This window comes from Cellulomonas sp. FA1, assembly GCF_000986825.1.
GTDB lineage: Bacteria > Actinomycetota > Actinomycetes > Actinomycetales > Cellulomonadaceae > Cellulomonas > Cellulomonas iranensis.
This window is the reverse complement of sequence record NZ_LBMY01000001.1, coordinates 2,259,987-2,274,971: the sequence shown is the minus strand read 5'-3', so window position 1 is coordinate 2,274,971 and position 14,985 is coordinate 2,259,987. Positions and strand designations below refer to the sequence as shown.

General features: G+C 73.9%; 12 protein-coding genes. 9 read left to right on the top strand and 3 right to left on the bottom strand.

Features of this window, described 5'->3' with window-relative positions:
* Nucleotides 1–44: 44 nt before the first annotated feature.
* Entirely contained in the window at nt 45–371 is a 327-nt protein-coding gene (locus GY42_RS19395) for a hypothetical protein (protein ID WP_046529260.1), read from the bottom strand.
* Nucleotides 372–662: 291 nt separating this feature from the next.
* Here GY42_RS19395 and GY42_RS10265 point away from each other — a divergent pair, with 291 nt between their 5' ends.
* The 4 genes from GY42_RS10265 (at nt 663) to GY42_RS18235 (ending at nt 5,280) form a co-directional block, all read left to right on the top strand.
* On the top strand, nt 663–2,960 hold the full coding sequence (locus GY42_RS10265; protein WP_046529259.1) for a glycoside hydrolase family 3 N-terminal domain-containing protein: 2,298 nt from the start codon (nt 663–665) through the stop codon (nt 2,958–2,960).
* Nucleotides 2,961–3,065: 105 nt separating this feature from the next.
* The gene (locus tag GY42_RS10260) at nt 3,066–3,521 is read left to right on the top strand and encodes a hypothetical protein (protein ID WP_046529258.1); all 456 of its coding nucleotides are present in this window, start codon (nt 3,066–3,068) and stop codon (nt 3,519–3,521) included.
* Nucleotides 3,511–3,834, top strand: coding sequence for a transcriptional regulator (locus GY42_RS10255; RefSeq protein WP_046529257.1), 324 nt, complete (start codon nt 3,511–3,513; stop codon nt 3,832–3,834). The genes GY42_RS10260 and GY42_RS10255 overlap by 11 nt, the downstream gene beginning before the upstream one ends.
* Before the next feature lie 474 nt (nt 3,835–4,308).
* Nucleotides 4,309–5,280 (top strand): GGDEF domain-containing protein, encoded by a 972-nt coding sequence (locus tag GY42_RS18235; RefSeq protein WP_052748308.1) that lies wholly within the window; start codon nt 4,309–4,311, stop codon nt 5,278–5,280.
* Nucleotides 5,281–5,591: 311 nt separating this feature from the next.
* Here GY42_RS18235 and GY42_RS10245 read toward each other — a convergent pair whose 3' ends face one another.
* Both GY42_RS10245 and GY42_RS10240 read right to left on the bottom strand, forming a co-directional pair.
* Nucleotides 5,592–6,371 carry an ATP-binding cassette domain-containing protein gene (locus tag GY42_RS10245; RefSeq protein WP_046529256.1) on the bottom strand — a complete coding sequence of 260 codons (780 nt, stop codon included), beginning with the start codon at nt 6,369–6,371 and terminating at the stop codon, nt 5,592–5,594.
* Between the two features lie 127 nt (nt 6,372–6,498).
* Nucleotides 6,499–7,533 carry a LacI family DNA-binding transcriptional regulator gene (locus tag GY42_RS10240; RefSeq protein ID WP_046529255.1) on the bottom strand — a complete coding sequence of 345 codons (1,035 nt, stop codon included), beginning with the start codon at nt 7,531–7,533 and terminating at the stop codon, nt 6,499–6,501.
* 216 nt (nt 7,534–7,749) lie between these two features.
* Here GY42_RS10240 and GY42_RS10235 point away from each other — a divergent pair, with 216 nt between their 5' ends.
* From GY42_RS10235 to GY42_RS10215, 5 genes are all read left to right on the top strand, one after another.
* The gene (locus tag GY42_RS10235) at nt 7,750–8,673 is read left to right on the top strand and encodes a carbohydrate ABC transporter permease (RefSeq protein WP_046529254.1); all 924 of its coding nucleotides are present in this window, start codon (nt 7,750–7,752) and stop codon (nt 8,671–8,673) included.
* Nucleotides 8,670–9,581, top strand: a complete 912-nt coding sequence (locus GY42_RS10230) for a carbohydrate ABC transporter permease (protein ID WP_046529253.1) — start codon at nt 8,670–8,672, stop codon at nt 9,579–9,581. The genes GY42_RS10235 and GY42_RS10230 overlap by 4 nt, the downstream gene beginning before the upstream one ends.
* Nucleotides 9,582–9,665: 84 nt before the next feature.
* Nucleotides 9,666–11,030 carry an ABC transporter substrate-binding protein gene (locus tag GY42_RS10225; protein ID WP_046529252.1) on the top strand — a complete coding sequence of 455 codons (1,365 nt, stop codon included), beginning with the start codon at nt 9,666–9,668 and terminating at the stop codon, nt 11,028–11,030.
* A gap of 117 nt (nt 11,031–11,147) precedes the next feature.
* Nucleotides 11,148–13,112, top strand: a complete 1,965-nt coding sequence (locus GY42_RS10220; RefSeq protein WP_046529251.1) for a beta-galactosidase — start codon at nt 11,148–11,150, stop codon at nt 13,110–13,112.
* On the top strand, nt 13,109–14,866 hold the full coding sequence (locus tag GY42_RS10215) for a glycoside hydrolase family 35 protein (protein WP_046529250.1): 1,758 nt from the start codon (nt 13,109–13,111) through the stop codon (nt 14,864–14,866). Before GY42_RS10220 ends, GY42_RS10215 begins: the two co-directional genes overlap by 4 nt.
* Nucleotides 14,867–14,985: the final 119 nt, after the last annotated feature.

Here is a 14,985-nt window from a genome sequence, read left to right as displayed (position 1 = left end):
CTCGCGCGGACCACCGACACCGGGCGCCCGGTGCCAGCGGGGGCTCAGCGCGCGAGCGCCGCCCGGACCGCGGCGCCGGGCACCGCGAGCAAGGTCCCGCCGTCGTGCCCGTCGAGCGTCGCGACGAGGTCGGTCGTGTCGGGGTCGATGAGGAGCTGCACGTCGTCGTCGCCGCGCACGACGCCGGGTGTCCGCAGCGCCGCGGTGACGAGGTGGCACGGCCACTGCCGCCGGGTGACGCCGACGTCCTGCAGGAAGTGGACCACCAGGTGCTCGCCGTCGCGGTGCACGGTCGTCGCGACGGTGGCCGCGGTGTGCACGAGCACGCACTCCGCCGACGTCAGCACGGGTGTCGCCCCGGACTCGCGCATGGTTGCCGTCCCTCGGTGGTCGCCGTCGTGGTGGCCCTGCCCCTGCCCGACCGCGGCGGTGGCCGGGTCGCGAGGGACGCTATCCGGCCCCGCCGACACAGGGGGGTGGCGGGGCGGGTGAGATCCGTCGCGATCGGGTGACGTGCGGCGGCGCGTGACCCGTGCGGCCCACGAACGGTGCGCGCACGGGTGCCGCCGTGCGGCGGATCCGACGGTTTCCGCACGGTAGGTCTCCTGCGTTAGCGTCGGGAGCAGCCAGGTCGTATCGATCCGAACGTCGAAGAGGACCCCGTGGACACGCTCCCCTACCAGGACCCGTCGCTGCCCATCCCGCAGCGGGTCGCCGACCTGATCAGCCGCATGACCCTGCCCGAGAAGGCGGGTCAGATGCTGCAGCTCGACGCGCAGCCGGGCGTCGAGGACCTCGTGCTCGAGAAGCACGTGGGCTCGATCCTGCACGCGTCGCCGCAGCGCGTGCTCGAGGCGCTCGACGCGGTCGACCGCTCGCGCCTGCGGATCCCGCTGCTCATCGCCGACGACGCGATCCACGGCTACTCGTTCTGGCGCGGCGCGACGATCTTCCCGACGCAGCTCGGCGCGGCGGCGTCGTTCGACCCGGCCGCGGTCGAGGCGATGGCGCGCGTGACGGCCGTCGAGGTGTCCGCCACGGGGCTGCACTGGACGTTCTCGCCGGTCGTCTGCCTCACGCGCGACCTGCGCTGGGGCCGCGTCAACGAGACGTTCGGCGAGGACCCGTTCCTGCTGGGCGAGCTCGCGTCCGCGATGGTGCGCGGCTACCAGGGCGACGGCCTGACCGACCCGACGGCGGTCCTCGCGTGCGCCAAGCACTTCGCCGGGTACTCCGAGACGCAGGGCGGGCGCGACGCGTCCGAGGCGGACATCTCGCGCCGCAAGCTGCGCTCGTGGTTCCTGCCGCCGTTCGAGCGGGTCGCGCGCGAGGGCGCGCGCACGTTCATGATCGGCTACCAGTCGACCGACGGCGTGCCGATCGTCGTCAACCGGTGGCTGCTGCAGGACGTGCTGCGCGGCGAGTGGGGCTACACGGGCACGCTCATCACCGACTGGGACAACGTCGGGCGCATGGTCTGGGAGCAGAAGATCGCTGTCGACCCCGAGGACGCCGCCGCCAAGGCCGTCGCCGCGGGCAACGACATGGTGATGACGACGCCGTCGTTCTTCGAGGGCGTGCAGAAGGCAGTCGCCAACGGGCGCGTGTCGGAGGAGCAGCTCGACGCCGCCGTCGCGCGCATCCTCACGGTGAAGTTCGAGCTCGGCCTGTTCGAGGACCCGCGCCGCCCCGACCCGGTCCGCCAGGCCGAGGTCATCGGGTCCGACGAGCACCAGGACATCAACCTGCACGTCACGCGCAAGTCGCTCGTGCTGCTGCAGAACTCGGGCGTGCTGCCGCTGGGCGGCGGGCTCGTCTCCGACCTCGACGGCCGCGCGACGGCGCCCGACGGGTCGGCGCCCGCGCCGCTGCGGCTCGCGCTGGTCGGCCCCAACGCCGACGACGTCGACGCGCAGCTCGGGGACTGGGCCGGCCGCTCGGGGCAGGTCGACTGGATGCGCGAGGAGGGTCACCCGCGCGAGATGACCGAGACGGTCCTCGACGGCCTGCGGGGCCTGCTGCCCGAGACGTGGGAGCTCACGTACGCCAAGGGCGCCGAGATCGGCTGGCTCGGCCCGGACCCCGAGGGCGAGTTCCACCCCGACGGCCAGCCGCGCATGCCGATCATGCACGCGGCCGAGCCGGACGCGGCGATGATCGCCGAGGCGGTGGCCGCCGCGCAGGCGGCCGACCACGTCGTGGCCGTCGTCGGCGACACGATCGGCCTCATGGGGGAGACGCGCTCGACCGCGACGCTCGACCTCGTGGGCGGGCAGGTCGCGCTGCTCGACGCGCTCGCGGCCACCGGCACGCCCATGACCGTCGTCGTCATCGCGTCCAAGCCGCTCGTGCTGCCGGACTCGGCGCTGGCCGCCGACGCGATCGTGTGGGCCGCGAACCCCGGCATGCGCGGCGGGCGCGCGATCGCCGAGCTGCTGCTCGGCACGATCGACCCGGCCGGCCGCCTGCCGGTGACGTTCCCGCGGCACGTCGGCCAGCAGCCGGTGTACTACAACCAGCTGCGCGGTCAGCACGGCAACCGGTACGCCGACCTCACGCAGGACCCGGCGTTCGCGTTCGGCGAGGGGCTGTCGTACTCGACGGTCGAGTACTCCGACCTCACGGTCGCCGAGCCGGTGCTGGGCCGGGACGACGTGGTGCGCGCCCGGGTCACGGTGACGAACACGGGCACGCGCCCGTCGCACGAGGTCGTGCAGGTGTACGTGAGCGACCTCGTGACGTCGCTGACGTGGGCGGACAAGGAGCTCAAGGCGTACCGCCACGTCGACGTCGCACCGGGCGAGTCGGTCGTGGTCGACGTCGAGCTGCCGGTCGCGGACTGCACGATCGTCGACGCCGAGGGGGCGCGGGTCGTGGAGCCGGGCGACTTCGAGCTGCTGGTGGGCCGGTCGTCGCGCGACCGCGACCTGCTGCGCGCGGGGTTCACGGTCACGGCCTGACCGCGGGTCGTCGAGGGGCCGGGGCGGCGGGTGCCGCCCCGGCCCTTCGTGCGTGCGGCGACGGGTCTCTTGCCATGATGGAAAGTGAGGCATAGTCTTTCCATCATGGAAAACGATTCGGATCTCGCCGACCCTCGCCACGCGTCCGCCGCGCTCGAGGCGCTCGAGGCCGACCGCGCGAGCATCGCTGCTCGCGTCACGTCGCCAGGCTGGTACCTGACCGGGATCTCTGCCCTCGTCGCGGTGTTCATCGCAGGCCCGGCCCTCGGCGGCGACCGGTCCGGACTGTTCGCGATGCTCGCGTTGGGCCCGATCGTGCTTGCCGCCGTGCGCGACCGCCGGCGTCGCGTGCGCCCGCCCAAGGTCGGCGGCGTCGCCTGGGGGTGGGTCCTGCTGCTCCTCGCGGTCGTGCTGCTGCTGCTCAGCGTCTCGTTCGGACTCGTCGCGGGCGGGCTCGCCCCGTGGGTCGCGATCCCCGCGCTCGCCGCCGGCGGTGCGACGTTCGCCGTCGGCCGCCGCATCGACGCGCAGGTCCGGCGGCAGGTCGCCCGTGTCCGCTGAGACGCAGGGCGACGTGCACTTCGACGAGCTCATCCACGCGCCCGTCCGGCTGCGGGTCTGCGGGCTGCTCGCCGCGGCCGAGGAGGTCGAGTTCTCGGTGGTGCGCGACGCGGTCGACGTGTCCGACGCGACGCTGTCCAAGCACGTGAAGGTCCTCGTGGACGCCGGCTACGCGGCCGTGCGCAAGGCGCCGTCGTCCGTCCGGACCGACGCGCGCCTGCTCACGTGGCTCCGACTGACGCCTGCCGGCCGGCGCGCTTTCTCGGCGCACGTCGCCGCGCTGCGCGCGATCGCCCAGGGCCTCGCTCCCTGACCCCGCGCCCCAGCCCCCACCCCCTCTGTCGTGAGAGGTCGATCCAGTCCACCCCTGCTGGCGTGAGACGTCGATCCAGTCCACCCCTGCTGGCGTGAGATGTCGATCCAGTCCACCCCGCCTGCGTGAGACGTCGATCCAGTCCACACCTGCTGGCGTGAGAGGTCGATTCAGTCCACCCCGCTCGCGTGAGACGCCGGCAGCGCACCCGTCCGCCGGGAGCGGGCGATCACGCCCCGTACCGGGGTCCGCTCCGGGGCGTCGCCGCGACGGCCGGTGACGAGCCGTCGACCGCTCGGTGACGATCGGTCGAACCTTGCCGGACGACCGGACGACCCGGACCGCGTCCGACCGGCGGGAGCATCACGATGACCCGGTGACCGTCCCGTCCGCCCCGCCCGTCCACCACGTCCGTCCGCCCAGCGTGCCGTCCGTGCCGTCCGCCGTCGGCGCGCAGGTGCTGCGGGGCCTTCGATGACGGCCGCCGCCGAGGTCGCGGCACCGACCGCGCAGGTCGTTGGCGTCGTGCCCCGGCACATCGGCCAGGTCGCGGTCCCGGTGCGGGCCGTGCGGGCGGTCGACCGGGTTGCCGACGTCGAGATCCTGTTCCGCGCACCGGCGTGCCAGGGCGTCGTCGTGCGCGACGGCGACGGCGCGGGTCGAGTGGGGCTGCTGACGCGTCACCGCTTCACCGAGGTCATGACCGGGCGCCTGGGCTACGGGCGTGCGGTGCTCGCGCGCCGCGTCGTGGGGGAGGTCGCCGACTGGACGCCGCTCGTGCTCGACGCGTCGACGAGCGTCGTCGACGCCGCGCGCGCCGCGATGGCCCGCGACGCCGCGGTCCGGCACGACGACGTGCTCGTGCCCGGCCCGTCGTGGTCCGCCGCGAGCACGGCCGACCTCGTGCAGGCCCTCACGGCGGCCGTCGCCGACCGCTCAGCCCGCGACCCGCTCACCGGCACGCTGAGCCGCGCGCACCTCGTGGCGACGACCGCGCGCTGGGCGTCCGACGCGCTGCCCGGCACGCAGCGCCGCCTCCTGCTCGCGGCGGTCGACGTGGTCCGCATGGACGACGTCAACGCGACGCACGGCCTCGCCGCCGGGGACGCGCTGCTGCGGGCGCTGGCTGACCGGGTCACCGCGGTGGTGCCCGAGGGCGGCGTCGTGGCTCGTCTCGACGGCGACGCGTTCGCGGCGCTCGTGCTGCTGCCCGCGGTCCACGAGGACCGTGCGCGCGAGGTCGGCGCGTCGCTGCGGCAGCGGCTGCACGGCGCGTGCGCGGGCCTCGGCGTCGACGTGCGCGTCGCGGTCACCGCGTCGGTCGCGGGGTGGGCCGACCCGGGGCTGCTGCTCCTGGAGGTCGAGCGCGAGCTGCGCTCGACCCGCACCCACGGCGCTCCGACCCCGTCGGCCCCGCTGAGCGCCACGCTCCCCACGCGCCACTGACCCTGCTCGCGAGAGGGCGATCCAGTCGTGCGCGCGGGGTGTGGACCGCCCGGCCGGCTGCGGTGGACGTGACTCGATCGCGCTCTCGCGGCAGGGGGTGGGTGGTGGCCGTGGATGATCCTTCTGCACGTGAGAGGGCGATCCAGTCGTGCGTGCGGGGCGTGGGGACGCCCTGCCGGCGGCGGTGGACGTGACTCGATTGTGCTCTCGCGGAGAGGGGTGGGTGCGCGGGCGCGGGCGCGGGCGGTGGGTGGCGGAGTGCGTCAGCGGTCGGGCGGTGACGGTGCGTGAGCGGGGCGGGTGGCCGTCCGTCAGCGGGTCGGGCGCGCCCCGAACGCCTCGGGCACGGCCTCGGCGAGCGCGCGCGTCTCGGGGTGCTGCGGGTCGCGCAGCACGTCGCGCAGCGGTCCGGACTCCACGATCGTGCCCTCGGCGAGCACGAGCACGTGCGACGTCAGGCGGTCGAGCAGGCGCACGTCGTGCGACGCGACGAGCAGGCCGATGCCGTCGGCACGCACGAGCGCGCGGATGTCGCCCGCGATCTCCTCGCGCATCGCGGGGTCGACGGCGGTCAGCGGCTCGTCGAGCAGCAGCAGGTCGGGGCGCGCGGCCAGCGCGCGGGCGATCGCGACGCGCTGCCGCTCGCCGCCCGAGAGCGTGCCGACACGGCGCGTGACGAACCGGATGGGCATGCCGACGACGGCCAGCGCGGCCTCGACGTCGTTGCTCGTGGTGCGGCCGGCCTTGCGGGCCTCGGTGAACGCGTCCTGGACGGTCTGCTCGACCGTGCGCTGCACGTCGATGCCCGCGAGCCCGTTCTGGTGCACGGTGCGCAGGCGCGCCTTGACCTCCTTGCGGCGGCGCATCGGGGTCTTGCCGACCGGGATGCCGTCGAGCGTCACCTGGCCCTGCGCGGGGCGCATGCCGCCGCCGAGGATCTCGACGAGCGTGGACTTGCCGACGCCCGAGCGGCCCAGCAGCCCGACCGCGTCACCGGGGCGCAGCGTGAGGTCGACGCCCGCGAGGACGGGCGGCCCGCCGTAGCCGGCCCGGACGTCGGTGGCCTCGAGGACTGCGCGGGTGCTGCTCATGCGTGCTGCTCGTCTCGTCTCGTCGTCGGCGCCCGGCCGGGTCGCCCTGCTGGTCCCAACGTACGGGCCGCGCCGGGAGATCCCATGATCCGCGCGCGGGTCCGGCGCGGGTCGCGGGCGGCCCGCGTCAGCCGCGCGGCCGGTACGGGCCGGTGCTGCCGCGCACCACGAGCTCGGTGGGCACGGACTCGAAGCTGCCCTCGCGGCGCCCGGACTCGATGGCCTCGAACAGCTTGAGCACGGCCACGCGGCCGGATTCGTCGAACCGCTGGCGGACGGTCGTGAGCGGGGGCCACAGCCACCCGGACTCGTCGATGTCGTCGAACCCGACGACCGACACGTCGTCGGGCACGCGTCGTCCGGCCTCGTGCAGCGCGCGCAGCAGCCCGACGGCCATCTGGTCGTTGGCGCTGAACACCGCGCTGACGGCGGGGGCGGCCGCGAGCGTGCGACCGGCCTCGTACCCGGACGCCGCGCTCCAGTCGCCGCGCACGACGGGCGGCACGTCGCGGCCCGCGGCGCGCAGCAGCCGCTCCCACTCGGCCTCGCGCTCGGCCGCGGAGTGCGACGTGGTCGGGCCGCCGACCATGTGGACGGTGGGGTGGCCGAGGTCGAGCAGGTGCTCGACGGCCTGGCGCGCGCCGCCGCGCTGGTCGGCGTCGACCGCGGGCCGGTCGCCCGGCGCGGCGGAGTCGAGGATGACGACGGGCGTCGCGGACGGGATCTGCGTCGAGTTCTCGAGGTGGATGTGCTCGTCGCGGATGACGAGGATGCCGTCGACCGACTTCTCGTCGAGGTGCGTGAAGGCCGTGCTGATGTCGGACTCGCTGGTCGAGCGCACGGGGTTGAGGACGATCGAGTAGCCGCGGTGCGCGGCGGCCTCGGCGAGCGCGTCGATCGACCGCGTGTTCCCGTACGACGCGAGGTCGTAGACGATGACGCCGATGGTGCGGAACGACCCGCGGCGCAGCGCGCGGGCGGCGCTGTTGGGGCGGTACCCCAGGCTGTCCATCGCGGCGAGCACGGCGTCGCGCGTGCGGGGGGCGACCTTCGGGCTGCCGTTGGTCACGCGGGACACCGTCTGGGTCGACACGCCTGCGAGGCGTGCGACGTCGATGAGGGACACGCCCCGGCCGTCCGCGGCGGGTGGCTCGGTCGTCATCGTGGGGGTCTCCGGTCGCTGCTGGCGTCGTGGGGGACCGTACCGCGACGCCGGTCGGCAGCTGTGCCGGGGGTCCGGATCGCGGTCCGATCACGGTTCGATCACGTCGGTTGACGCGGCTCGATGAGGCCATGTTAACGTCAACACATCCGATGTCGACGTTAACACCGTCGACGGGTGGCCGACACAGGAGTCGGCAGCCGAAGGGAGACGACGATGTCCGTGGCGGCAGCACCGCCCCCGGCGCTCGCGGAGACAGCCCCGCGCCGCCGGACCCAGCGCTCGTTCACGGGCCTGTTCTTCACCGCGCCGTTCCTCGCGGTGTTCGCGTTCGTGTTCGTCACGCCGGTCCTCTACGCGCTCTACCTCAGCTTCTTCCGCGACCGGCTCGTGGGCGGGCGCTCCTTCGTGGGCGTCGAGAACTACGTCCAGGTCTTCGGCGACGCGAAGTTCTGGGAGGGCGCCGGACGCGTCGGGCTGTTCCTCGCCGTCCAGGTGCCGGTCATGCTCGCGCTCGCGCTCGTCGCGGCCCTCGCGATCGACAGCGCACGGCTGTACGGCACCGGCTTCTTCCGCATCGCGATCTTCCTGCCGTACGCCGTGCCCGGCGTCGTCGCCGTCCTCATGTGGGGCTTCATGTACGGCGACCGCTTCGGCCTCGCCGGCAACATCAACGACCTGCTCGGCAGCCAGGTGCTCGCACCGCTCACGCCGCAGTGGATCCTCGTCGCGATCGGCAACATCGTGACCTGGCAGTTCGTGGGCTACAACATGCTGATCTTCTACTCGTCGCTCAAGACGATCCCGAGCGAGCTGTACGAGGCCGCCGCGATCGACGGCGCGGGCCCCCTGCGCATCGTCCGGGCCATCAAGATCCCCGCCCTGCGGGGCGCGATCGTCATCGCCACGATCTTCTCGATCATCGGCTCGATGCAGCTCTTCAACGAGCCGAACATCCTGCGCACGATCGTCCCGAACGTGATCTCGACCTTCTACACGCCCAACATGTACGCCTACAACCTGTCGTTCGTCGGGCAGCAGGTCACCTACGCCGCGACCGTCGCGATCGTCATGGGCGTGATCACGGGCGTGATCGCCTACGTCGTGCAGCTGCGCGGGCAGCGGGAGGCCACGCGATGACCGCCGCCACGACCCCGCGTCTGCGCCGCGCCGCGGCCCCGCGGCTCGACACCCGCGCCGACCGTCCCGTGCGCCGCTCGCCGGGCCTGACGATCGCGATGACGCTGTTCCTCGTCTACTCGCTCGTGCCGCTCGCGTGGCTCGTCATCAACGCGACCAAGACGCAGCCCGGCCTGCTCGACTCGTTCGGGCTGTGGTTCGCCGACGACTTCGCGCTGGTCGACAACGTCCGGCAGGTGCTGACCTACAACGACGGCATCTTCGTGCGCTGGTTCGCCAACACGCTGCTGTACGTCGTGGTGGGCGCCGGGGGAGCGACGGTCCTCGCGACCTTCGCCGGCTACGGCCTGGCCAAGTTCGACTTCCCCGGCAAGCGCGCGGTGTTCGCGGTCGTGCTCGGGTCCATCGCGATCCCCGGCACCGCGCTCGCGGTCCCGACGTTCCTCATGTTCTCCGAGCTGGGCCTGACCAACACCATCTGGGCGATCATCATCCCGTCGCTCATCTCGCCGTTCGGGCTGTACCTCGTGTGGATCTTCGCGCAGGACTCCGTGCCCACCGAGGTGCTCGAGGCGGCCCGCGTCGACGGCGCGAGCGAGCTGCGCACGTTCCTCACGATCGCGCTGCGCATGATGGTGCCGGGCATCGTCACCGTGCTGCTGTTCGCGGTCGTCGCGACGTGGAACAACTACTTCCTGCCGCTGATCATGCTCAACGACCCCGCGCTGTTCCCGCTGACCATCGGTCTGCAGAACTGGAACGCGCAGGCGGTCGGGGTCGGCTCGACGCCGATCTTCCACCTGGTCATCACCGGGTCGGTGCTGACGATCCTGCCGATCGTCGTCGCCTTCCTCCTCCTGCAGCGCTACTGGCAGTCCGGCCTCACCGCCGGGAGCGTCAAGGCGTGACGAGCGTCCCGGGCGCGGGAGTGCGCCCGGGCACCCCACCCCCCCGGCCCGTCGGGCCCACACGATGAAGTGGAAGGACACCCCATGGATGCACGGACCCACCGGCGGCCTCGCGCGGTGCTCGCCGCGGTCGCGCTCGTCGCGACGCTCGGTCTGACGGCCTGCTCGGGCGGCGACGACGGCGGCAGCGGGGGCGGCGGGGGCGGCGACGCCTCGGCCGACGCGGTCGACGCGGCTCTCGAGAAGGGTGGCGAGATCACGTACTGGACGTGGACGCCGTCCGCCGAGGCGCAGGTCGCCGCGTTCGAGGACGCGTACCCGAACGTCAAGGTCAAGCTCGTCGACACCGCGGCGGCCGCCGACCACAACCTGCGCCTGCAGAACGCGATCACCGCCGGCAGCGGCGCGCCCGACGTCGCGCAGCTCGAGTACCAGTCGCTGCCGCAGTTCGTGCTGCCCGGCAGCCTCGTCGACCTCACCGAGTACGGGTTCGCGGACCTGGAGGACAAGTACACAGCCTCGACGTGGGGCTCGGTGACCATCCAGGACGGCATCTGGGGCCTGCCGCAGGACTCCGGCCCGATGGCGCTGTTCTACAACAAGCGCGTCTTCGACGAGAACGGCATCACGGTCCCGACGACGTGGGACGAGTACGTCGAGGCGGGCCGCAAGCTGCACGCCGCGGACCCGACGAAGTACATCACCAACGACGCGGGCGGCGACGCGGGCTTCGGCACGTCGATGATCTGGCAGGCCGGCGGCCGGCCGTTCCAGGTCGACGGCGAGACGGTGACGATCGACCTGCAGGACGAGGGCGCGCAGCGCTGGGCCGACACGTGGAACACGCTCGTGCAGGAGGAGCTCGTCTCGGAGATCTCCGGCTGGAGCGACGAGTGGTTCGCCGCGCTGGCCGACGGCTCGATCGCGTCGCTGCCCATCGGCGCCTGGATGCCGGGCGTGCTGGAGTCCGGCGCGGCGGGCGGGTCGGGCGACTGGGCCGTCGCGCCCATGCCGACGTACGACGGCGGTGAGGCCGTCACGGCGGAGAACGGCGGCTCGGCGCAGGTCGTGATCGAGCAGTCGAAGAACAAGGCGCTCGCGGCCGGGTTCCTGCGCTGGCTGAACTCGTCGCAGGACTCGATCGACGTCTTCCTGGAGTCCGGCGGCTTCCCCGCCACGGTCGCGGACCTCGAGTCCGACGACTTCCTCAACCAGGAGTCGGAGTACTTCGGCGGGCAGCAGATCAACAAGGTGCTGGTCGACGCCGCGAACTCGGTCGGCAAGGGCTGGCAGTACCTGCCGTGGCAGGCCTACGCCAACAGCATCTACTCCGACACGGTCGGCCAGTCGTACCTCAACCGCGCCGACATCAACGACGGCCTCAAGGCGTGGCAGGAGCAGAACGTCACGTACGGCCAGGAGCAGGGCTACACGGTCGAGGAGGGCTGACCCGCCGGGTGCGCCCGGCCGGCACCCCCTCGGCCGGCCGGGCGCACCCGCCCCACGCCCTCGCGCGCCCCGCCCGCACCACCCGAGCACCACCGCACCGCCCGGAAGGACGCACCCGTGCCCGCACAGCCCCGCATCCGCTACGGCGGCGACTACAACCCCGAGCAGTGGCCGCAGGAGGTGTGGGACGAGGACGTGCGGCTGATGCGCCGCGCGCACGTGACGACCGCGACGGTCGGGGTGTTCTCGTGGTCGCGCCTCGAGCCCCGCCCGGGCGAGTACGACTTCGCGTGGCTCGACGACGTGCTCGACCGCCTGCACGCCGGGGGCGTGCGCGTCGACCTCGCGACGGCGACCGCGTCGCCGCCCGCGTGGTTCGCGCAGCGGTACCCGGACTCGCTGCCGGTCACCGAGGACGGCGTGCGGCTCGCCTTCGGGTCGCGGCAGCACTACTCGCCGTCGTCGCCGGACTACCGGCGGCACGCGCTCGCGCTCGTCGAGCAGGTGGTGCGGCGGTACGCCGACCACCCGGCGCTCGAGATGTGGCACGTCAACAACGAGTACGGCTGCCACGCGGCGCTGTCGTACGACGCGCACACGGTCACCGCGTTCCGGGCGTGGCTGCAGGACCGCTACGGCACGGTCGACGAGCTCAACCGCGCGTGGGGCACCGACTTCTGGTCGCAGCGCTACACGGCGTTCGACCAGGTGGGCGTGCCGTCGGCGGCGCCGTCGTTCCGCAACCCGGGCCAGCTCCTGGACTTCCGGCGCTTCAGCTCCGACGCGATGCTCGCGCTGCACCGCGCCGAGGTCGAGGTGATCCGCCGCCACAGCCCGGACGTGCCGATCACGACCAACTTCATGGGCTTCTTCCCGCACACCGACTACTGGGCGTGGGCGCGGCACGTCGACGTCGTCAGCGACGACTCCTACCCGGACCCGGCCGACCCGGCCGCGCACGTGCGGCTCGCCGCGCAGCGCGACCTCATGCGCGGCCTGGGCCAGGGGCGGCCGTGGCTGCTCATGGAGCAGGCGACGAGCGCCGTCAACTGGCGCGAGCGCAACGCGCCCCGCCCGCGCGGGCAGCACCGCGCGCACTCGCTGCAGGCCGTCGCGCGCGGCGCCGACGGGGTCCTGCACTTCCAGTGGCGGCAGTCCGCGGCCGGGGCCGAGCGGTTCCACTCGGCGATGCTGCCGCACGCGGGCGAGGACACGCGGCTGTTCCGCGACGTCGTCGCGCTCGGCGAGGAGCTCGCGGGCCTGTCCGACCTCGTGGGGCAGGGCGTCGACGCGCGCGTCGCGATCGTCCTCGACTGGGACGCGTGGTGGGCGCTCGACCAGCCCGCGACGCCCGCGCGGCTCGACTACGTCGACCGGTTCCTCGACTGGTACGCGCCGTTCCTGCGGCGCGGCGTGACCGTCGACGTCGTCGCCGCGGGCGCCGACGTCACCGGGTACGACCTGGTCGTCGTGCCGCTGCTGCACGCGGCACGCCGCGAGCACCTCGAGGCCTACGACGCGTACGTGCGCGGCGGCGGGCACCTGGTCGTCACCTACGCGACCGCGCTGGTCGACCAGGACCTGCACGTGTACCTCGGCGGGTACCTCGGGCCGCTGCGCGCGACGCTCGGCGTGCGCGTCGAGGAGGTCGCGCCGACGGCCGGGCCCGACGGCACGCCCGGCCCGGGGCTGCGCCTCGCGGGCGAGGTCGCGGGCGACGCGGCGCTCTGGCAGGACGTCCTGGTGGTCGACGACGCGCAGGTCGTCGCGACGTTCGCCGACGGGCACGCCGCCGGGGGAGCGGCCGTCACGCGCCGCGCGCACGGCGACGGCGCCGCCTGGTACGTCGCGACGCAGCCGGCCGGGGACGTGCTCGACGCGCTCGCGGACCGGTGGCTGCGCGAGGCCGGCGTGCTCGCGCTGCTCGCCGCGCCCGTGGCCGGGGTCGAGGCCGTGCGCCGCGGCGACCGCCTCGTCGTCGTCAACCACACCGCCGCGCCCGTGTCGCTCGACGTCGCCGGGCGGCGCGTGGACCTCGACGCGCACGACGCGCACGTGCTGGACGCGGGGGCGGGCGCGTGAGCACGTTCGAGATCGGCGAGCGCGACTTCCTGCTCGACGGGCGCCCGCACCGCGTCGTGTCCGGGGCGCTGCACTACTTCCGCGTGCACCCCGACCTGTGGGCCGACCGCATCCGCTCGGCGCGCCTGCTGGGGCTCAACACGATCGAGACCTACGTCGCGTGGAACTTCCACGCGCCGCGCCGCGGCGAGTTCGACCTCACGGGCCCGCGCGACCTGGGCCGGTTCCTCGACCTCGTGGCCGCCGAGGGCATGCACGCGATCGTGCGCCCCGGCCCGTACATCTGCGCCGAGTGGGACAACGGCGGCCTGCCCGCGTGGCTGCTGGCCGACCCGAGCATCGGCGTGCGGCGCCACGAGCCCGGGTTCATGGCGGCGATCGGCGAGTACCTCGACGCGGTCCTGCCCGTGGTCGCGGCGCGCCAGGTGGACCGCGGCGGGCCCGTGGTCGCGGTGCAGGTCGAGAACGAGTACGGCGCGTACGGCGACGACAAGGGCTACCTGCAGGCGCTCGTCGACCTCACGCGCGCGGGCGGCATCACGGTGCCGCTGTTCACGTGCGACCAGGCCGACGACGCGATGCTCGAGCGCGGCGGGCTGCCCGGGCTGCTGCGCACCGCGACGTTCGGGTCGCGCGCGGCCGAGCGGCTCGCGATCCTGCGGCGGCACCAGCCGACGGGCCCGCTCATGTGCATGGAGTTCTGGAACGGCTGGTTCGACTCGTGGGGTCTGCCGCACCACGTCGCGCCCGCCGAGGCGAACGCGCAGGACCTCGACGACCTGCTCGCCGCGGGCGCGTCGGTCAACCTCTACATGGTGCACGGCGGCACGAACCTGGGGCTGACGAACGGCGCCAACCACAAGGGCACCTACCTGCCCATCACGACGTCGTACGACTACGACGCCCCGATCGCCGAGCACGGCGCGGCGACGGCCAAGTACCACGCGATGCGCGCCGTGCTCGCGCGGCACGTGCCCGTGCCCGACGAGCTGCCGGACACCCTCCCGCCCGCGCCGGTGCGGGCGGTCGCCCTGACGCACCGCGCGCCGCTGGCCGCGCTCCTCGACGTCGTGGCGGGCGTGCCGCGCGCGTGGGACCACGTGCCGACGGCCGACGAGGCCGGCCACTGGAACGGGTTCGTCGTGTACCGCACGCGCGTGCGCGCCGACGACCGCGTGCTCGTGGTCGGCGAGGTGCGCGACCGCGCCGTCGTGCTGCTCGACGGCGAGCCGGTCGGCGTGCTGTCCCGCACCGCGCACGAGCACGTGCTGCCGCTGCCGGCACGTGCGGGCGAGCTCACGGTGCTCGTCGAGGACCAGGGGCGCGTCAACTACGGCCCGCGCATCGGCGAGCCCAAGGGGCTCGTCGGCCCCGTGCGCACCGCGGTGCGCGAGCTCACCGCGTGGACGACGTCCGCGCTGCTCGTGGACCCGCTGCCCGCGGCCGCGACCGACCGGCTCGCGCCCGTGCCCGCCGACGAGCCTGTCGCGGGCCCCGCGCTGCTCGCGGGAGCGTTCGACGCCGAGCCCGGGGTCGACCACTTCTGGTCGACCGACGGGTGGGGCAAGGGTCTGGTGTGGGTCAACGGCACGCTGCTCGGGCGCTACTGGTCGGCCATGCCGACGCGCACGCTCTACGTGCCGGGCCCGCTGGTGCGCGAGCGCAACGAGGTCGTGGTCCTCGAGCTCGGCGGCGCGGTCGACGCGGTCGTGCGGTGCGTCGCGGAGCCCGTGCTCGGGCCGGTCGACGTCTGACGGGACCGCCGGTCGACGAGGTCCGTCGGGCGACCGTCGCCAGAGACGACCCGCCGCCGTCCCGGTCCGTGGGACGTGGCCGTGACGAGACCGGGCTGACATCGCTCATCCGCCGTGAG